Origin of the sequence: Micromonospora sp. C51 (genome assembly GCF_018070435.1) — a bacterium.
GTDB classification, from domain to species: Bacteria; Actinomycetota; Actinomycetes; order Mycobacteriales; family Micromonosporaceae; genus Micromonospora; species Micromonospora sediminimaris.
The window spans coordinates 129,842-149,124 of record NZ_JAGPXQ010000001.1; the positions used below are offsets into that span (position 1 = coordinate 129,842).

General features: G+C 72.8%; 16 protein-coding genes and 1 tRNA gene. 4 read left to right on the plus strand and 13 right to left on the minus strand.

Annotated elements, in window-relative coordinates:
* Window positions 1–42: 42 nt before the first annotated feature.
* The 7 genes from selB to KBX50_RS00680 form a co-directional block, all read right to left on the minus strand.
* A complete protein-coding gene (gene selB / locus KBX50_RS00645; protein WP_210933654.1) occupies window positions 43–1,797 on the minus strand; it encodes a selenocysteine-specific translation elongation factor in 1,755 nt (584 codons plus the stop codon).
* Window positions 1,798–1,799: 2 nt separating this feature from the next.
* Window positions 1,800–3,104 (minus strand): L-seryl-tRNA(Sec) selenium transferase, encoded by a 1,305-nt coding sequence (selA, locus tag KBX50_RS00650; protein WP_210933655.1) that lies wholly within the window; start codon window positions 3,102–3,104, stop codon window positions 1,800–1,802.
* 20 nt (window positions 3,105–3,124) lie between these two features.
* Window positions 3,125–3,220: transfer RNA gene (locus tag KBX50_RS00655), tRNA-Sec, on the minus strand.
* Window positions 3,221–3,275: 55 nt separating this feature from the next.
* Window positions 3,276–4,295: an NrfD/PsrC family molybdoenzyme membrane anchor subunit gene (gene nrfD / locus KBX50_RS00660; protein WP_210933657.1), complete on the minus strand. Its 1,020-nt coding sequence runs from the start codon at window positions 4,293–4,295 to the stop codon at window positions 3,276–3,278.
* Window positions 4,292–5,341: a 4Fe-4S dicluster domain-containing protein gene (locus tag KBX50_RS00665; RefSeq protein WP_210933659.1), complete on the minus strand. Its 1,050-nt coding sequence runs from the start codon at window positions 5,339–5,341 to the stop codon at window positions 4,292–4,294. The genes nrfD and KBX50_RS00665 overlap by 4 nt, the downstream gene beginning before the upstream one ends.
* Complete coding sequence (gene fdh / locus KBX50_RS00670; RefSeq protein WP_307870781.1) at window positions 5,341–8,634, minus strand: formate dehydrogenase; 3,294 nt, start codon at window positions 8,632–8,634, stop codon at window positions 5,341–5,343. The genes KBX50_RS00665 and fdh overlap by 1 nt, the downstream gene beginning before the upstream one ends.
* Before the next feature lie 394 nt (window positions 8,635–9,028).
* Window positions 9,029–9,616, minus strand: a complete 588-nt coding sequence (locus KBX50_RS00680; protein ID WP_210933667.1) for a hypothetical protein — start codon at window positions 9,614–9,616, stop codon at window positions 9,029–9,031.
* A gap of 509 nt (window positions 9,617–10,125) precedes the next feature.
* Here KBX50_RS00680 and KBX50_RS00685 point away from each other — a divergent pair.
* Together KBX50_RS00685 and KBX50_RS00690 are read left to right on the plus strand one after the other, a co-directional pair.
* Window positions 10,126–10,467 carry a hypothetical protein gene (locus KBX50_RS00685; protein ID WP_210933669.1) on the plus strand — a complete coding sequence of 114 codons (342 nt, stop codon included), beginning with the start codon at window positions 10,126–10,128 and terminating at the stop codon, window positions 10,465–10,467.
* Window positions 10,464–11,135 (plus strand): nucleotidyl transferase AbiEii/AbiGii toxin family protein, encoded by a 672-nt coding sequence (locus tag KBX50_RS00690; protein ID WP_307870782.1) that lies wholly within the window; start codon window positions 10,464–10,466, stop codon window positions 11,133–11,135. Before KBX50_RS00685 ends, KBX50_RS00690 begins: the two co-directional genes overlap by 4 nt.
* A 55-nt stretch (window positions 11,136–11,190) precedes the next feature.
* Here the strand turns inward: KBX50_RS00690 and KBX50_RS00695 are convergent, their stop codons facing one another.
* Together KBX50_RS00695 and KBX50_RS00700 are read right to left on the minus strand one after the other, a co-directional pair.
* Window positions 11,191–12,093, minus strand: a complete 903-nt coding sequence (locus KBX50_RS00695; protein WP_210933674.1) for an SDR family oxidoreductase — start codon at window positions 12,091–12,093, stop codon at window positions 11,191–11,193.
* A gap of 213 nt (window positions 12,094–12,306) precedes the next feature.
* Window positions 12,307–13,467, minus strand: a complete 1,161-nt coding sequence (locus KBX50_RS00700; RefSeq protein WP_210933676.1) for a geranylgeranyl reductase family protein — start codon at window positions 13,465–13,467, stop codon at window positions 12,307–12,309.
* 146 nt (window positions 13,468–13,613) lie between these two features.
* On the opposite strand from KBX50_RS00700, the gene KBX50_RS00705 reads away from it, so the two are divergent.
* Complete coding sequence (locus KBX50_RS00705; protein WP_093405548.1) at window positions 13,614–13,850, plus strand: hypothetical protein; 237 nt, start codon at window positions 13,614–13,616, stop codon at window positions 13,848–13,850.
* Window positions 13,851–13,905: 55 nt separating this feature from the next.
* A complete protein-coding gene (locus KBX50_RS00710; RefSeq protein WP_247672869.1) occupies window positions 13,906–15,384 on the plus strand; it encodes an MFS transporter in 1,479 nt (492 codons plus the stop codon).
* Between the two features lie 8 nt (window positions 15,385–15,392).
* Here the strand turns inward: KBX50_RS00710 and KBX50_RS00715 are convergent, their stop codons facing one another.
* From KBX50_RS00715 to KBX50_RS00730, 4 genes are all read right to left on the minus strand, one after another.
* Window positions 15,393–16,091 carry a hypothetical protein gene (locus KBX50_RS00715; RefSeq protein ID WP_210933679.1) on the minus strand — a complete coding sequence of 233 codons (699 nt, stop codon included), beginning with the start codon at window positions 16,089–16,091 and terminating at the stop codon, window positions 15,393–15,395.
* Window positions 16,092–16,299: 208 nt separating this feature from the next.
* Window positions 16,300–17,403: a DUF3626 domain-containing protein gene (locus KBX50_RS00720; protein ID WP_210933681.1), complete on the minus strand. Its 1,104-nt coding sequence runs from the start codon at window positions 17,401–17,403 to the stop codon at window positions 16,300–16,302.
* A gap of 74 nt (window positions 17,404–17,477) precedes the next feature.
* A complete protein-coding gene (locus tag KBX50_RS00725; RefSeq protein WP_210933684.1) occupies window positions 17,478–18,107 on the minus strand; it encodes an MBL fold metallo-hydrolase in 630 nt (209 codons plus the stop codon).
* Entirely contained in the window at window positions 18,107–19,192 is a 1,086-nt protein-coding gene (locus KBX50_RS00730; protein WP_210933685.1) for an S-(hydroxymethyl)mycothiol dehydrogenase, read from the minus strand. Before KBX50_RS00730 ends, KBX50_RS00725 begins: the two co-directional genes overlap by 1 nt.
* Between the last annotated feature and the right edge of the window lie 91 nt (window positions 19,193–19,283).

Below are 19,283 nucleotides of genomic sequence, written 5' to 3' on the forward strand. Positions count from 1 at the left end.
GTCACGGTAGGTGCCCGGCTCCGCCGCCCGCCGACGATGCGCTCAATCCACCACCACCCGAGCATCGTCGGGTAGCCGACGGGTCAGTCCCCGCTGGTCCAGCAGCTCCAGCAGCGGCACCGCCACCCGGCGGGTCGTGTCGAGGGCCTGCCGGGCGGCGCTGAGGGTGAACGGCTGCGGCAGCCCGGTCAGCACCCGCACCGCCTGCTGCGGCGCGCCCGGCAGCAGCAGCACGTTGCCGGTCAGCCGCAGCAGCGCCCCGGCCCGCACCGCGGCACCGATCTCCCGGGTGCCGAGCCCGACGGCGGCGAGCCGGTCCGCGTCGGGAGCGCGGAACGGATGTGCCGCGTAGTCCTCGCTGACCAGGGCCAGCGCGCGGGCCACCGGCTCGGGCACCGACGCCGCGCCGGGCGCCACCACCCGACCGGCGACCAACCGCAGCGGCGGCTTCACCAGGGCTTCGACCAGGGACCGGTCGGGCAGGTCGAGGTGCCGGCGCAGTTGCTCGACCGGAGCGCCAGGTGCCAGCGGATGTGTGCGGGCGTGCTCGGCCACGGCCACGGCGAGCCGGTCGCCCAGCCGCCGCCAGTGCTGCGGATCGGCCAGCCAGTCACCCACCACCGGGGCGACCGTCACCGGAACACCCGCCCGGACCAGGTCACCGACCCGGGCCAGGCCCCGCCGGCTCAGCTCGCCAGCAAGCTCGGGACGGCCGTCCAGGGTGGCCAGCACCGCCGCCCGGGCCGCCGCGGCACCCCGACGCGCCAGCGGTGGCGGCCGCACGTCGAGCACGGTGACCCCGCTGGCGACGTACCGGCGGCCCGGATCGCGCAGCAACGCCCGGTCCCCGATCAGCAGCGGCAGCGGGCGGCTCAACCGCAACCGGGCGGTGTCTCCGCCCAGCGGACGGATCCGCACCGGCACGGCGGCCGAACCGACGTGCAGCGTCAGCGTCACCGGCAGCTCGGCCACCGCAACACCGGCCAGGCGGACGTCGACCAGGTCGGTGGGTTGGAATCGGCCCGGGGCGAGCAGGGCGTCGCCGCGGCTGATCCGGTCGCGGGCCACGCCCCGCAGATTCACCGCCACGCGGGCCACCGGCATCGCCTCGTCGCAGGCGGTGCCGAGCCGATGCAGGCCCCGGATCCGCACCGGTGCGCCGGTGCCGGCCAACTCCAGCTCGTCGCCGACACGTAGCCGTCCGGCGCCCAGGGTGCCGGTGACCACCGTGCCGCTGCCCCGCACCGTGAAGCAGCGGTCGACCCAGAGCCGAACCGGCCCGTCGGGCACCGGGACCGGCAGCCGGTCGGCCAGCCGGTCCAGGGCGGCCCGCAGGTCGGGCAGACCGGCACCGGTGACGGCACTGACCGTCACCGTCTCCACCTCGCCAAGCGAGGTCGCCGCCAGCTCCGACCGGGCCCTGGCCAGGGCCGCGGCAGGATCGGCCAGGTCCGCGCGGGTCACCACCAGCAGGCCGTACCCGACGCCGAGCGCGTCCAGGGCGGCCAGGTGCTCGGCGGACTGCGGCATCCAGCCCGCGTCGGCCGCGACCACCACCACGGCGGCCGGCACCGGACCCACCCCGGCCAGCATGTTCGGCACGAACCGCTCGTGCCCCGGCACGTCGACGAACGCGACGGTACGACCCGACGGCAGCGACGTCCAGGCGAACCCGAGGTCGATGGTCATGCCGCGACGGCGTTCCTCCGCCCAACGGTCCGGTTCCATCCCGGTCAACGCCCGCACCAGCGTGGACTTGCCGTGGTCGACATGCCCGGCGGTGGCCACCACCAGCATGGTCAGTCGTCCCCCGGCACGGCCCGCACCGCCGCGCGCAGCAACCCGTCGGCCCCCTCCGGCACGCACCGCAGGTCGAGCAGCAGCCGAGCACGGACCACCCGGCCCAGCACCGGTGGGTCGGCGGCACGCAGCGGGCCGGCGTACCGCTCGGGCAGGCTCAGCGCCCACGAGTCCAGTTCGACGCCGGGCGCTCCGCCGCCGCCGACCACCGCCACCGACGGCACCACCTCGGCCTTGCGGCCGTCGACGGCGAGCGCGTCGCGCAGCCGTTCGGTCCGCTCACGCAACGCCGCCGGGTCGGCGTGCAGCGCCCGGCGGGTCGGGGTGGCCGGGTCACCGAGGGTGCCCGCGAGGGCGGCCAGGGTCAGCTTGTCCACCCGCAACGCCCGCGCGAGGGGGTGCCGGCGCAGCCGCTCGACCAGGTCGGCGGCGCCGAGCAGCAACCCGGCCTGCGGGCCACCCAGCAGCTTGTCGCCGCTGGCGGTGACCAGCGCCGCCCCGGCACGCAGGGTGCTGGCGGCATCCGGTTCGTCCGGCAGCAGCGGGTCCGGTACGAGCAGCCCGGAGCCGATGTCGGCGACCACCGGCACACCCAGCCCGGCCAGCCGCCGCACCGGCACCGCCGAGGTGAAACCGGTGACCCGGAAGTTCGACGGATGCACCTTCAACACGAACCCGGTACGCGGCCCGACGGCGGCGGCGTAGTCGGCGAGGGTGGTCCGGTTGGTGGTGCCCACCTCCCGCAGCCGGGCGCCGGTGCTGGTGAGCAGGTCGGGCAGCCGGAAGCCGTCGCCGATCTCCACCAGCTCGCCCCGGCTGACCACGATCTCGGCGTCGGCGGCGAGCGCGGTGGCGGCCAGCACCAGCGCGGCGGCACCGTTGTTGACCACGTGCACCGCCTCGGCGGCCGGTACGGCGGCGGCGAGCGCCTGCAACGCGTCCCGCCCCCGGCGGGCCCGCCGCCCGGTGCCCAGGTCCAGTTCCACGTCGGTGTACCCGGCGGCGGCGGTCACCGCGGTCACCGCGGCCTCGGAGAGAGCGGCCCGCCCAAGATTGGTGTGCAGCAACACCCCGGTGGCGTTGAGCACGACCCGTGGCACGGGCGACGGCAGGTCGGCCAACGCGGCGTCGCGTACCTCGGCGGGGTCGATCTCACCTCGACGGGCCCGATCCTGGGCCTGCCGCACCGCGCTGCGCACCCGGTCGCGGCCGACCGCCGCGGCGGCCGCGACCAACTGCGGCTCAGCCAGCAGCACGTCGGTACGCGGCACCCGGCGCCGCGGGTCGGCGCCGCCGTCGCCCATCAGTTCATCTCCTCGCAGCCTGGCGGAGACGGACGGGAATCGAACCCGCCTGGCCCGGATCCCGGACCACACCGGTTTTGAAGACCGGGAGGGGCACCAGCCGCCTGAACGCCTCCACCGGCCATTGGATCACAGCTCGGAGGCGGGTGTGCGGCCGAGTCGACACCACGGTCACCGGCCGGGATCGGCCGCCCGCCGGTCGAGCCGGGCCCGCTGCGGCAGCACCGTGTACTTCGGATCGCGGGCCGAGGCGACACCGGCGTGGAACACACCGAAACGGGTGGCCACCGAGGCGGCCAGCAACGCGGCACCGGAGACCGCCGAGACCAGTCGGCTACGCCGGCCCAGCACCGCCCCGGCCACCCCGGCCACGGTCAGTGCCCGCCCGGCGCGCAGCAGCCGTCCGGGCCGCCCCGTCCGGTAGGGCTCGCCCAGCAGGCCGAGACGACTCTCCACCCGGTGCGCGCCGAACAGTTCCAGTCCGGCGCCGGCCACCGCCATCCGCCGCGCCGGGCCCGCCTGGGCGGGCGGCACGGCAAGCAAACCCACTCCCGCGCCGCTGGCCAACGCGCTGCCCGCGAAGACGAACGGCAGGTCGGCGTACGCCTCGTGCCAGGACGGCACCGCCGTGTCGGCCAGCAGCACCGCCGTGTACGTGCCCAAGGCCGGTGCGGCCACCGCGGCGGCCAGCCCGGCAGCCCGCCCCACCGGCGGCAACGCCCGACGGGCCAGCCCGAGTGGACCCCGCGTGGGCAGCAGCGGCGCCACCTCGGCGACCGCGGCAAGTCCGGCGGCCGGACCGTACCCGGCGAGGATCCAGGTGCCCACCGACATGGGTGAGGTCGGCTTGGCCACCCGCAGCATGTGGTGGAACCGTTCCGGCCGGCCCAGGTCCTTGACCAGCAGGCCGGCGCTGGCGGTGACCGCGGCCAGCGCGGCGAACCGGCCGGCGCGGCGCACCTCGGCGCGCCCGGTGAGCTGCCCACCGGCCGCGAGCAGCGACGAGCCGGCGGCCAGCCCGCCGGTGAACAGGTACGCGGCGATCTCCCACGTCCACACCGGCGGTTTCAGGATCGGCCGCCCGTAGTAGGAGGTGAATTCCGCCGGCGGCACGGCCAGTTCCTCACCACCCCGGCGGCCGGCGCGGAAGCGCCGGAACCGGTCGCCGACGGCCGGTCGGTCCCGGTTCACCGTCTACCACCGAGGAACGCACCGACGGCCGCCGCCGTCATGGCCAACGCGGCCAGCCCCGCCCGACGCCACATCGCCGGCAGGTCCCGGGTGGTGACCTGCGGATCCGGCGGCAGGCCGTACACCTCCGGCTCGTCGAGCAGCAGGAAGAACGCGCCGTCGCCGCCCACTCCGTCGTCCGGGTCGTGGCCGTACAGCCGTGCCTGAGTCTCCCCCCGTTCCCGCAACGTGGCGACCCTTGCGGCGGCCCGTTCCCGCAGCTCGTCGAGGGGGCCGTACTGGATGGACTCGGTCGGGCAGGCCTGCGCGCAGGCGGGGGTCAGGCCCGCGCCGATCCGGTCGTAGCAGAGCGTGCACTTCCACACCCGGCCGTCGTCCACCCGCCGGTCGATCACCCCGTACGGGCAGGCCGACACGCAGTAACCGCAGCCGTTGCAGATGTCCTCCTGCACCACCACGGTGCCGAACTCGGTGCGGAACAGCGCCCCGGTCGGACAGACGTCGAGGCAGCCGGCCCGGGTGCAGTGCTTGCACACGTCCGACATCATCAGCCAGCGGAAGTCGCTGCGCCCCTCGGCGCTGCCGGTGCGTCCGGGTGGCCCGGCCGCCGGCATGCCGAGGAACTCAGTCGTCCGGGCGGCGGCCGGCGGTTCACCGGGCAGCACTCCCGGCTCGGTTCCGGTCGGGGTGACGGTGCCGGCCGACCGGGCGGCGGAGGCCGGGCCGCCGGTCGGGTTCCCGGCAACCGGCGCGGTGCCGTGACCGGCGGGTCGGGGCTGTTCCACGAAGGCGACGTGCCGCCACGAGTTGGCGGTCAGCGCGCCGGTGTTGTCGTAGGACATGCCGAGCAGGTCCAGCCCGGCGGTGGGCACCCCGTTCCACTCCTTGCAGGCCACCTCGCACGCCTTGCAGCCGATGCAGACGCTGGTGTCGGTGAAGAAGCCCATGCGCGGCGGCGCGTCGACCCAGCCGGCCGCGGTCGCCGGATCGGTGCCCGGCAGCGACGACTGTGGCGGCGCGGCGGGCCGGCGCGGCGGATCGGCCATCAAGGGTTCCCCTCTCCGTCGCCGTCGGACCCGGGCGGCTCGACCGGCACCCCGGGGGTGACCGCCGGCGGTAGGGTACCCGGCACGATGCCGGCCCGGCTGCGGTAGTCCTGCACCAGATCCCGCAGCGCCGCCCCGGTGGGCCGACGCCCGGGTCGCACGTCACAGGTGCCGATCTTGCTCTCCTGAATCAGGACGTTCGGATCCAGGGTGATGCCGAACAGGTCGTTGGCGGAGTCGCCGGTGACCAGTCCCTCGAAGCCGAAGTGGTACGGCAGCCACAGCTGGTGGATCACCCGGCCGTCCACCGCCAGCGGCACCAACCGGTCGGTGACCAGCACCCGAGCCTCGATCGCCGCGCGCGCGGTGATCAGGTGCGCCCACCCGAGATGGGTCAGCCCGGCCAGTGCCGCCAGCTCCGGCGATACCTCCACGAACATCTCCGGTTGCAGCTCCGCCAACGGCGCGACGGTCCGGCTCATCCCGCCCGCGGTGTGATGCTCGGTGAGCCGGCTGACCGTGAACACGTACGGGAAGACCTCGTCGTGCTGCTGCGGCGGGCTCGGGTTCGTCGAGTTCACCGGGTGGTCGTACATCTTGCGGGTCGGATTGGCCTGCTGACCGTAGAGCGGATTACGCACCGGCGACTCGGCCGGCTCGTAGTGCGTCGGCAGCGGCCCGTCCAGCACCCCGCTGGGCGCGTACAGCCAGCCCTTGCCGTCGGACTGCATGATGAACGGATCGTCACCGGCCAGCGCCGCCGGCCCCGTGGCGCCCTCCGGCGGCCGGTACGACGGCGGTTTCGTCACCTCGAAGTCCGGCACGTCGCGACCGGTCCACCGGCCGGCGTCGGCGTCCCACCACACGTACCGCTTCCGCTCGCTCCACGGCCGGCCCTGCGGGTCGGCGGAAGCCCGGTTGTAGAGCAGCCGCCGGTTCGCCGGCCACGCCCAACCCCACTCGGCGGCCACCCAGTCCTGCTCGTGCCCGGGCCGACGCCGGGCCGCCTGGTTCACCCCGTCGGCGTAGACGCCGGTGTAGATCCAGCAGCCGATCGCGGTCGTCCCGTCGTCCCGGGCCTGCGTGAACGTCGACAACGGACGGCCACTGACCGTGTCGTACCCGTTGATCTCCCGCAGCACCGCCTCGGCATCCGGCTCGGCGAGCCGGCCGTGCGTGGGATAGTCCCAGGTCAGGTCGAGCAGCGCCCGGTCGCGCGGCAGGGTCGAGCCGGCCAGCTTCTCCCGGATCCGACGCCCCAGGTGGTAGAAGAACCACAGCTCGGAGCGGGCGTCACCGGGCGGGTCGACGGCCTTCTCCCGCCACTGCAGCAGCCGCTGGGTCTGGGTGAACGTGCCCTCCTTCTCCACATGGGAGGCGGCCGGCAGGAAGAACACCTCGGTGGCGCACTGCTCCGGCACGATCTCACCGGTGGCGACCTCCGGACCACGCTGCCAGAAGGTCGCGCTCTCGATCATGAACAGGTCACGCACGACCAGCCAGTCGAGGTTGGCCATGCCCAACCGCTGGGCCCGGCCGTGCGCCGAGCCGACCGCCGGATTCTGGCCGAGCAGGAAGTACCCCTTCACCTTGCCGTCGATCATGTTGAGCACCTGCTGGTAGGTGCCGTGATCGCCGGTCAGCCGGGGCAGATGGCCGTAACAGAAGTCGTTCTCCGGGGTCGCCGCGTCTCCCCAGTACGCCTTGAGCAGGCTGGCGGCGTAGGCGCGGGCACCGCCCCAGAAACCCTTCTGACCGGGGTGCCGGATGCTGCCCACCCAGGCGTCGAAATCGGGATGCCGCGCGTGGTGCGGCATCGGCAGATAGCCCGGCAGCAGGTTGAACAGGGTCGGGATGTCGGTGGAGCCCTGGATGCTGGCGTGCCCGCGCAGCGCCAGCACCCCACCACCGGGCCGCCCCACGTTGCCCAGCAGCAGTTGGATGATCGCCCCGGTGCGGATGTACTGCACGCCGACCGTGTGCTGAGTCCAGCCGACCGAGTAGATCAGGCAGCCGGTTCGCTCCCGCCCGGAGTTCTCCGTCCAGGCGCGGGCCAGTTCCAGGAACTTCTCCCGGGGTACGCCGCAGACCCGTTCCACCATCTCCGGGGTGTAGCGGGCGAAGTGGCGCTTGAGGATCTGGTACACGCAGCGCGGATGTTGCAGCGTCTCGTCCCGCTGGACCTGCCGGGACACCGGAGCACCGTGCGACTCGTGGCGCAGACCCGCCGCGGTCTCCCGCTCCCGCGCGGTGTGCCCGCTGCCGGAGTCCCGCTCGTGGCCCGCGTACTGCCAGCTGTCCTGCACGTAGCTGGCGGTCGCCGGGTCGAAGCCGGAGAAGAGCCCGTCGGCGTCCTCGGCATCCACGAAGTCGTCACTGACGATCGTCGCGGCGTTGGTGTACGCCAGCACGTACTCCCGGAAATCCAGCTCGTTGCTGAGGATGTGGTTCACCACCGCGCCCAGCAGCGCGATGTCGGTACCCGCCCGGATCGGCAGGTACGCGTCGGCGACCGCGCTGGTGCGGGTGAACCGCGGGTCGACGTGGAAGACCTTGGCCCCGCGCCGTTTCGCCTCCATCACCCACTGGAAGCCCACCGGATGGGCCTCGGCCATGTTCGAGCCCTGGATGACGATGACGTCGGCGTTCGCCACGTCCTGCTGAAAGTCCGTCGCGCCACCGCGACCGAAGCTGGCCCCCAGACCGGGGACGGTGGCGGAGTGTCAAATACGGGCCTGGTTCTCGATCTGAAGCGCCCCCATCGCGGTGAACAGCTTCTTGATGAGGTAGTTCTCCTCGTTGTCGAGGGTGGCCCCGCCGAGACTGGCGATCCCCAGCGTGCGGTTCAACGGCCGGCCGTCGGCGTCGACGTCCTCCCACGTCTCGGCCCGGGCCGCGAGCACCCGATCGGCGATCACGTCGAGCGCGGTGTCGAGGTCCAGGTCCTCCCACTCGGTGCCGTACGGCCGCCGGTAGCGCACCGTGGTCTGGCGCAGCGGGCTGGTGACCAGGCTCCGGCTGGCGGCGCCCTTCGGGCAGAGCCGGCCCCGGGAGATGGGGCTGTCCGGGTCGCCCTCGATCTGCGTGACCTGGTCATCGGTGACGAAGACCCGCTGCCCGCAGCCGACGGCACAGTACGGGCAGACGGAACGGGCCACCCGATCGGCGCCCTCCGTGCGAGCGGTCAACTCGGCACTGCGAGCCGAGCACGCAGCGGCGCCCCGGCCCAACGGGTCGGTGCCGGTGAGCTGCCGGTAGACCGGCCAGCCCAGCAACCTGTCCCGCAGCCCCACGCTCGACACCTCCGGTCTCGACCTTAGGACAGCGCGCCGGGATCGGCGACCCACCTACCGGAACCACATCACGACGTCGCCCCCGGCCCGAGATCGGGCCGGGGGCGACGAAGGTGCCGGTGTGCAGGTCGCCTCTCGGCGAGTGGCGCGACGCGGCTCCAGCCGAACGGTATTCCGCGAAGGCAATTTAGGTGAGGCCCGGGGACACTGGACACACCGACACCCGAGTCAACAGGTTACCCGCTCTGCTTCTTCCTACCCCTGCCGTGACCGCCGCCACAGTAGGGCCGGCATTCGCTGAAGATGCCGTTGGCCGGCACCCTGAGATCGGGTGCCGGCCAGCGGTTCTTGCTCCCCCTGTGGAGGAATGTTTGTGGTTGTGCTTGGTTGTGGGTCAGCTGGTCCAGTGCTGGGCGACGAGGTCGGCGGCCTGCTGTTCCCACTGGGCGTAGTGGTCCGGGTAGGCCGACACCTGCACCGTCTGCGCGGCCTGGGTCAGCGGCATGTCCTGCCAGCCGTCGACCTGCTTCAACCCCTTCAGGAACGCGAGGGTCGAGTATTCGGGGTCGGTGATCTGCTCCACCGTGCCCCAGCCCGACGACGGGCGCTGCTGGAACAGACCCTGCGAGTCGTGGTCGTTGCGGTCACCCAGGTGACCCAGGTTCTCCAACTTCGACTCCTGCAGAGCGGTCGCGATCGACACGACCGCGGCCCGCTCGTCCATACCGGCCTTCTTCGTCGCCGCGATGATCGCCTTCACATTCGCGATCTGCTCGTCGTTCAACTCGATCGTCGACTGGTTGGCCGGGGCGCCGTGCGGCAGCAACTTGCCCATGTCCGGCTTGTCAGCCTGCACCGCCGCGACCGGGACGGTCTTGACCGGGGTGACATCGGCGTGAGCGGCCACCGGACCGGCGAACAGACCACCGGTGAAGGCCAGACCCGCAATACCCAGCACACTCTTCCGCAGCATCGTGTTCATGACCAAAGCTCCATTCGGGGGTCGACGCACGCACACCCACCGGGGGGACAGCAGACACGCGCACGCAAGCACCACCAGGCGCTCAAAGAGGGGGAAAGATCTCCGGGACGCGGGGCCGACAGGGCCGCTTCGCATCGCCGGGACCATGTCCAACGACCACCGGCCCGCCATCATTCCCGGCGGCCCGCACCCGCCCTCGCCGGGCGGTGTCTTCCACGGCCGTTCGGGAGTGTCCAACGACCCGCCGACCCCCACCATTCCCGGGTGCTCATCCCCCCGAACCGACACCCCACCCCAAACCCCCCAAAACCCCCAGACCCCACCCGTTGATCATGAGGTTGGCGGCAGAGTTGGAGATCAAACATGCCGCCAACCTCATGATCAACGAGGAGAAACGAGGAGAAACGGGGGGAGGACGGGGGAGAAACGGGGAGGACGGGGGTAGTGCCGGGTGGGCCTGGGGCAGGTCGTGGGTCCGGGGTCAGCCGGTCTGGGGTTACGCTGACAGCATGCAGGCGGTCTCGCACACCATGACCGGCGTGGCGCACCTGGCCCGGCCCGGCCGTCCCGCCGTGGTGGCCAGGACGCTCGCCGAGCTGCGCGGGCCCACCCGAGGGGTGGTGGAACTGCCGGTACGGCTGATGTGGTGCGCCGACCGCGCGTTCGACCTGGCCGACCCCGACCAGTTGCTCTGGCTCTACGAGAACGTGCTGCGCGAGACCACGAGCGTCGACGACCTGCGCCGGCTGGTCAACGGGCGGACGCTGCGCCGGGTGTGGCAGCTGCTCAACCTCCCCCGGGGCGTACGACTGGCGTGGGAGAGCCGGCACCAGGGGCTCCGGTCGGCGTGACCGAGGCGACCCCCGACGCACACCCACACGAGTTCTACCGGGAGGTCGCCCGGGTCGCGTTGACCGTCGCCGGGCCACACCGCTTCGTCCTCGGTGGCGGAGTGGCCTGGGCCGCGCACGGACTGGTCACCCGCCCCACCGAGGACGTCGATCTCTTCGCCGACGTGGAGGGCGCCGCCGCCGCGGCAGCGGCCGATGTCCGGACCGCGCTGGAACGCGCCGGGTTCGAGGTGGCCGACGCCGATCCGGACAGCGACCTCGGTGACCTGTTCGACGGCTTCGACCGGGACCTGCGGGACTTCGTCGTCGGCCGGGACGAGCGGCGCATCCGCCTCAGCCTGGCCCGGCTCGACCGACACCGCAGCCCGGTGGTGATGGACCTCGGTCCGGTCATGGACGTGCGGGACCTCATCGCCAACAAGACCGCCGCCCTGGTCAACCGTCGCGAGGTACGCGACTACATCGACGTGGCCTCCGCCCTGGAGCACCGGTCCGTCGCGGAACTGCTGGAACTCGCCCGCCAGCTCGATCCCGCCCTCGATGACGACGACGTACGGGCGGCCGGCCGGTACCTCGACCGGATCCCGGACGCCCGGTTCACCCGCTACGGCCTCGGCCCCGCCGACATCGTCCAGGTCCGGCGGCACCTGGCCGCCTGGCCCCGCTGACCCGGCTCCCGCCGACCCACACCGAGCCGGCGGGAGCACCGCGTCGACGGGGACCTCATTTGGTGAAGCGGCCACCGGTGACGCCCAGGACCTCACCGGTGATGAAGCTCGACTCCTGCGAGGCGAAGAAGACGTACGCGGGCGCCAGCTCCGCCGGCTGACCGGGCCGACCGACCGGGGTGTCGGTGCCGAACTGCTCGACCTTCCCCTCCGGCATGGTCGCCGGGATCAGCGGCGTCCAGATCGGACCCGGCGCGACCGCGTTGACCCGGATGCCCCGGTCGACCAGATCGGCGGCGAGGGCCTTGGTGAAGTTCGCGATCCCCGCCTTGGTGGTGGCGTAGTCGAGCAACTGCGGCGACGGGTCGAACGCCTGGATCGAGGACGTGTTGATGATCGTGGACCCCTCGCCCAGATGCGGCAACGCCGCCTTGCACAGCCAGAACATCGCGTACAGATTTGTCTTGAACACCCGGTCGAACTGCTCCGTGCTGATGCCGGCGATGCCCTTGTCCTGCGCCATCTGGTACGCCGCGTTGTTCACCAGGATGTCGATGCCACCCAGGTCACGCACCGCCCGCTCGATCAACGTCTCGCAGTTGCGCTCGTCGGCGATGTCACCCCGGACCGCCACACCCTTGCGGCCGGCGGCCTCGATCAGGCGCACCGTCTCCTGGGCGTCCGCGTCCTCCTCCTCGCTGAGATAGGAGATCAGCACGTCGGCGCCCTCCCGGGCGTACGCGATGGCGATCGCTCGGCCGATACCCGAGTCGCCGCCCGTGATCACCGCCTTCTTGCCGTCAAGCTTGCCGGTGCCCCGATAGGAGTCCTCTCCGTGATCCGGCTTGGGCGTCATGTCGCCGGTACGACCCGGCGGGTTCTGCTGCTGGTTCGGCTGACCTGACTGCTGGCCGTACTGCTCGGTCGGGTCCTGCGGGGTGTGCTGCGTCTCGCTCACGGAGGTCTCCTCGCCCGGGATCGTGGGGGCTGCGCTCCCGCAAGCCCCTACCCGGGCGAACTCGGTGGAAACCGTCCGGCCGCTACGACGGCGGGGGCCTTGGCGTGGCTGCGGTGAACGGATCGTGCCGAGGCGTGGTGGGTCACCACGCGTAAGGCATCCTAGGATCCTGGATGGCTGGCCTCCGAGTGCGTCGGGCCAGCAGCCCCGTTGTCAGTCGGACAGTCGTGCGGCGACGCGGCGCCTCGGGGCGGGCAGGCGATCCGCCAACGCCAGCGCGGCCCGGACCGGTACCCGGCCGAGCACCTCGTCGAACTCGGCCCGGCCCAGGCAGAACCGGGTGAACGCACGCCAGCCCGGCGGCGTGGCAAGCAACCTGTGGCAGAGCGCCGGTCGCTGGGAGAAGACGTCGAGCAGCCGCTGCCCGGCCCGCATGGCCGGGACGAGGCGCTCGGTCACCGACCGCTCGTAGCCAGCGAGATCAGTGCCGGCCACCGCCGCACCGGCAAGCTCGCCGGAGCGCAGCGCATAGCTGATCCCCTCCCTGGTCCAGGGCTCCAACAGGCCGGCGGCGTCGCCGACCACCAGCACCCGCCCGCGCCGCAGCGGTGAGTCGTCGGTCCGGCAGCGGGTCAGGTGACCCGAGTCATGGATCGGCGAGACGTGGGCCAACCCGAGACGATCGACGAACCTCCGCAGGTACTCCCGGGTCCGCTCCCCCTCCCCCCGGCCGGCGATCACCCCGACCGTGAGCCGATCTCCCTTCGGGAACACCCAGGCGTACGAACCGGGCAGCGGCCCCCAGTCGAGCAGCACCCGACTTCGCCACCGGGCCTGCTCGGCCGGCGGCACCGGCAGCTCCAGCTCCAGCCCCAGATCCACCTGACGGTGACGTACCCCGACGTGCCGGCCGCTGACCCCGGACGAGCCGTCGGCACCGATGACCGTACGGGCCAGCAGCAGCTCGCCGTCGGCCAGTCGCAGGCGTACCACATCGGGGGCCTGCTCCACCGACCGGACGGTCGCCCGCTCGCGGACCTCGGCCCCGGCAGCCACCGCGGCGGCCCGCAGCCGGTCGTCGAACTCCTCCCGGCGCACCATGCTCACCAGCGGCCCGGCGCCATGCCGGCGGGTGAAGCCGCTTCGCCCGTCGAGGGTGAAAGTGACCCGGTCCACCGTGTCGTGGGCGGGCACCTCGATCCGCCCGGCCACCGCGGCGAGCGAGGTGCCGATCAAACCACCGCCGCAGGTCTTGTAGCGCGGATGCGCGGCGCGCTCGATGACCAGCGTACGGACTCCTCGGCGGGCGGCGACGGCGGCGGCGGAGAGCCCGGCAGGCCCGCCACCGATCACCACGAGTTCCCAGACGCTCACTGATGCAGGGTAGATCAACCAGGGCGCGCGCGGCGGTGACGGTCGGCCCGGACCGGCCCCTGACGCGGGAATCTTCTCCGGCTCGCCGGGTAACCGCCGGCCGCAGACCGCCTGCCGCAGGCGGACGGAGGCACGAGGAGGACCCCATGCAAGAGGTGCGGCTGTCGGACGTCGAGGCGCGGGTGTACGACGCGGTCGCGGCCCTGGAGGCGCGCGGCCAGGTACCGTACCCGGACATGATCGCTCAGGAGTGCGGGCTGACCGAGGAGCAACTACAGACCCCGCTGCACCTGCTGACCGAGAAGAACCTGCTGCATCGGGAGGATTCGCCGATGGCCGGGCTCGACTTCGGCCCCCGCTTCTGCGCGCAGCAGCTGGCATGACGGCCGGTCGCGCACCCCACCACCGCCACCAGGCGGCACAGCGCCGGATGGCCGGTTGACGTCGGCGAAGCCGAGCGGTTCCGCGGGCTCCGGGACCGCGTCGTACGAGCGGCGACGTTGGCAGGCCCTCGGCGTGGGGCTGGTCGCGGCGTTCATGACGCTGCTCGACATCAGCATCGTCAACGTGGCCCTGCCGTCCCTGGAGCGTGCCCTGCGGGCGGATCCCAGCGACCTGCAGTGGGTGTTGTCCGGGTACGCGCTGAGCTTCGGGCTGGTTCTGGTGCCGGCGGGACGCTTCGGTGACGTCCGTGGGCGACGCAACGCGTTCGTCTTCGGCATCGCCCTGTTCACGCTGACCAGCGCGCTGGCCGGGCTGGCCCAGTCCCCCGGCTGGCTGATCGCCGCCCGGCTCCTCCAGGGCGCCGCCGCCGGGGTGGTGAACCCGCAGGTGACCGGCCTGATCCAGCAGCTGTTCGCCGGGCCCGAGCGGGGCCGACCCTTCGGATGGCTCGGTGCCACCATCGGCATCTCCACCGCGATCGGTCCGTTGCTCGGCGGCCTGCTGATCGCCGCCGGTGGCCCGGAACACGGCTGGCGGTGGGTCTTCTTCGTCAACGTGCCGGTGGGGATCGTCGCGGTGCTGCTCGGCTGGCGGTTGTTGCCCGGCCGGATCACCCCACGCGGTGCGCAACGCCGGTTCGACCCGGTCGGCGTGCTGCTGCTCGGCATCGGCGTGACGCTCGTGCTGCTGCCGCTGGTGCAGCGCGAGCAGTGGCACGGCGTGACGAAGTGGCTGCTGATGCCCGCCGGCCTGATCACGCTCGCCGCCTTCGTCGGCTGGGAGCGCCGGTACGCCCGGCACGGCCCGCCGCTGTTCGACGTCCGCCTGTTCGGTCACCGGTCGTACGCCCTCGGCTCGACGATCGCGCTGCTCTACTTCGGCGGGTTCACCGCGATCTTCTTCATCTTCACCCTCTACCTGCAGAACGGGCGTGGCTACAGCGCCCTGGTCGCCGGTGCGGCGATCACCCCGTTCGCGCTCGGGTCAGCCGTCGCGTCCGCCGTCGGCGGGCGGCTGGTCAACCGGTACGGCCGTCCGCTGGTCGCCATCGGGTTGGTCGGCGTGGTGACCGGTCTCGGTCTCGCCGCGCTGGCCATCGAGCTGGCGCCACACGCCCCCGTGCCCTGGGTGACCGCGCTGCCGTTGCTGGTCGCCGGCATCGGCAGCGGCCTGGTGATCGCCCCCAACCAGACGCTGACCCTGACGCAGGTGCCGGTTCCGCAGGCCGGCAGTGGTGCCGGGATGTTGCAGACCGGGCAACGGATCGGTTCGGCCGCCGGCATCGCGGTGGTCGGCGCGGTCTTCTTCTCCGCGCTGGCCGACGGCGCGGACGCCTGGTCGCGGGCGTTCGAACGGTCGCTGCTCACCTCGGCCGCGATCATCGCGCTGGCCCTGGTGGCGGCCGCCATCGACATCCTCGGCAACCACCGCCGCGGCCGGCCCCGCGAGCGGGGCCGGCCGGGCGGTCACTGACCGCGGTGTCACCAGAGCTGGGAGACGATGTCCGCCGCCTGCTCCTCCCACTGCGCGTAGTGGAACGGGTAGGCCGACACCTGCACCGTCTGCGCGGCGGTGGTCAGCGGCAGATCCCGCCAGCCGCCGACGTTCTTCAGCGCCTCGAAGAAGACGGTCGAGGAGTACTCGGGGTCCCGGATCTGCTCCACGCTGCCCCATCCGGTGGACGGCCGCTGCTGGAACAGGCCCTGCGAGTCGTGGTCGTTCCACGCGCCCAGGTGTCCCAGGTTGTAGAGCTTCGACTCCTGCAACGAGGTGGCGATGCCGATCACCGCGCCGCGCTCACCGACCCCGGTGCGCTTGGCCACCTCGATGATGGTCTTGGCGTTGTCGCGCTGAGCGTCGTCGAGCGGAACACGCGACTGGGCGCCCTGCACGCCGTGCGGGATCAGCTCGTCCCGGGTCGGCTTCCCCGCGTCCGGCTTGTCGGTGCGGCCCGCAGTGGTCAGCCCGGATTCCACGGTGACGCCGGTGCTGGTGCGACCGGTCGCCCGGTCGATCGCCGCAACCGCGCCAGCGTGCGGGCCGGCGGTGATCGGTGCGGCCACGGCCGTGGGGCCGAAGGCGAGTCCGGCGAGGGCGGTCACGCCCACCACGCTGAGCGCGGTCTTCCGGTTCGGGATCGTCGCGATGGCCGGGAGCCATCGAGTGAAGTCCGGCTTCACGATGGTTGCCCTTTCGATCGGGTACGAGCCGCTCGGGTTGAGCCGCTCTCGGGGGACGGGCCGAGCTGGTCGAGGTTTGCCAGCCGGCGCTATGGGGGACACAACCCGGTTGCCAAGTCCGCCATTCCGGAAATGTGCCAGAGCTGGTTGGCTGCGACCCAGGTCACGGCGCAGACGGGCTCGGTGGGCATGAAACGGACAGCGAGCGTCACACCTCGTACGCGTCGCCGAACCGCACCAGGACGTGCCAGAGCTGCTTGAGCTGCTGCAAGGTGTCCGTGGTCGGTCCGTGGTCGGCCCATCGGCCCGGGTCGGTCACCACCGACGCCGCGGCCCGCCCGATCAGCGCGGCGTGCAGCGGCTCACCCGTCCGGCCGAACTCGGCGTGCACCCGGGCCGCCAACGGCGGGATCGCCGGCCCACGGAACTCGGCGTCCACCCGGTCCACGGGCAGCGCGAAGCCGGCGTGCCAGCGGATCGGGAAGTCGTACCGCTGGGCGGCGGCGATCAGCCTCGTCGCGGTGTCGGTGCCCCGGAACGAGGGATCGGCGACCAGTTCCAGGACGTCGCGGTCCAGTCGGATCTCGCCGTGCACCTGTGCCTCGACGTAGTCGTCGAGGGCCCGGCCGGCGGCCCGGGGTGTCGCGGCCACCGCCTCCCGACGACGCAACAGTTCACCGGTCAGGGTCACCAGGTCCGTACCGGGCCGGCCCAGGCACACGCCGGTGTCGGTGGTGGCGGCGATCAGGGCGGCCAGCACCGGCTCGACCACGTCGACGGTGCCGACGTCACGCGGTCCGAGGTGGCTGTCGCCGAAGCAGAAGGTGGTCCGGGCCAGCACCTCGGGACGCAGCCGCAGGTGACAGGAGCCGAACCGGGGACACGCGCCGTCGGGGTGGTCGAGCAGATTGAGGCCGCCGTACTTCGGCCGCTCCGCCGGTCCGACGCCCGGTCGCTGGTAGGCGCCGCCGAACAGGCGCTCCTCCCAGCGGTCACGGTCCCCACCGGGGTACGCGGTGAGGCCGCCGTTGGAGATCCGCGTCTCGAACTGGTTGCGGTAGACCCCCTCGGTGGCGAGGGCCTCGGCGACCGTGCGGCCGTCGGCGCGCAGCCGGTCGGGGTGGAAGTTGAGGGTGATCCGTCCCTGCCGACCGATCTCCGCGACGAGCCGCTCCGGTTCGTGGCGCACCCCGACGGCGGCCAGCGCCCGCCCGATCACCGCCAGCGCGGCGGGACGGTCGCGCAATGCCACCGCGCGCACGTGGCGCAGTGCCGCGCGTTGCGCGGCGGTCAGTGTCGGATCGACGGACATGCCGGCAGTCTCGCCGGGATCGGCTCCTGGCCGCATCCCGGTTTTCGCGGGCCGGGTCGGAAGCGGCAGCGCCCTCAGTGGCCCCTGGCGAGCCACTGAGGCAACTGCGGAGCCTCGGCCCCGATGCTGGTGCTGTCGCCGTGCCCGGTGTGCACCATCGTGTCCGGCGGGAGGACGAGCAGCCGGTCGCGGATCGAGTCGACGATCGTGCCGAAGTCGCTGTACGAGCGGCCGGTGGCACCCGGCCCGCCGGCGAACAGGGTGTCGCCGGTGAAGACGGCGCCCAGTTCGGGGGCGTGCAGGCAGCACGCGCCGGGGCTGTGCCCGGGGGTGTGCAGCACGGTCAGCGTGGTGCCGCCCGCCGTGATGACCTGGCCGTCGCCGAGGGTGCCGCCCGGTGGTTCGTCGGGATGCACCATGTCCCACAGCACCCGGTCGGCGGGGTGCAGCAGCACCGGGGCACCGGTGGCCCGGGACAGTTGCGGGGCGACCCGGACGTGGTCGTCGTGGGCGTGTGTGGCGACGATCGCGGTGACCCGCCGCCCGGCCACCACCTCGAGGATGGCGTCGATGTCGTGCGGGGCGTCGATCACGACGCACTCGGTCTCGTCGCCGACCACCCACACGTTGTTGTCCACGTCGAAGGTCTGACCGTCGAGGGAGAAGGTGCCGGAGGTGACCGCGTGGTCGATCCGGGCGGCCATCAGAAGACCACCACCGAGCGGAGCACATCGCCCCGGTGCATCCGGTCGAACGCCTCCTCCACCCCGTCCAGGCCGATCTCCTCGGTGACGAAGGCGTCCAGGTCGAGGCGGCCCTGCAGGTACAGCTCGGTGAGCATCGGGAAGTCCCGGCTGGGCAGACAGTCGCCGTACCAGCTGGACTTCAGGGCGCCACCACGGCCGAAGACGTCCAACAGGGGCAGTTCGACGCGCATCTCGGGCGTGGGCACGCCGACCAGCACGACGGTGCCGGCCAGGTCGCGGGCGTAGAAGGCCTGCTTCCAGGTTTCCGGCCGGCCGACCGCGTCGATCACCACGTCGGCGCCGAAGCCGCCGGTGGCGGCCTGGATCTCCGCCACCGGGTCGGCCTCGGAGGCGTTGACGGTGTGGGTGGCACCGAAGCGGCGGGCCCAGTCGAGCTTGCGGGAGTCGGTGTCCACCGCGATGATCGTGGTCGCGCCGGCCAGGGCCGCGCCGGCCACCGCCGCGTCGCCGACGCCACCGCAGCCGATCACCGCCACCGAGTCACCCCGGGTCACTCCACCGGTGTTCATCGCCGCGCCGAGGCCCGCCATCACCCCGCAGCCGAGCAGCCCGACGGCGGCCGCCCGGGCCGCCGGGTCCACCTTCGTGCACTGGCCGGCGTGGACCAGGGTCTTCTCGGCGAAGGCGCCGATGCCCAGGGCCGGGGCGAGTTCGGTGCCGTCGGTAAGCGTCATCTTCCGGGCGGCGTTGTGGGTGGCGAAGCAGTACCACGGCCGACCGCGCCGGCAAGCCCGGCACACCCCGCAGACGGCCCGCCAGTTGAGCACCACGAAATCACCGGGTGCGACCGCGTCCACGCCCTCGCCGACCTGCTCGACGATGCCGGCGGCCTCGTGGCCGAGCAGGAACGGGTAGTCGTCGTTGATGCCGCCCTCGCGGTAGTGCAGGTCGGTGTGGCAGACGCCGCACGACTGCACCCGGACCACCGCCTCCCCCGGCCCGGGGTCGGGCACCACGATCTCGGTGACCTCGACGGGCGCGCCCTTGCTGCGGGAGATGACTCCCCGTACCTGCTGGCTCACGCTGTCCTCCTACTCCGCGCCGGCATGCGGCCCCGCCGTCGCCGCACGACGGCGGCTGCCGCGTTCGCCTCCGGAGGCGAACCTACCGCCG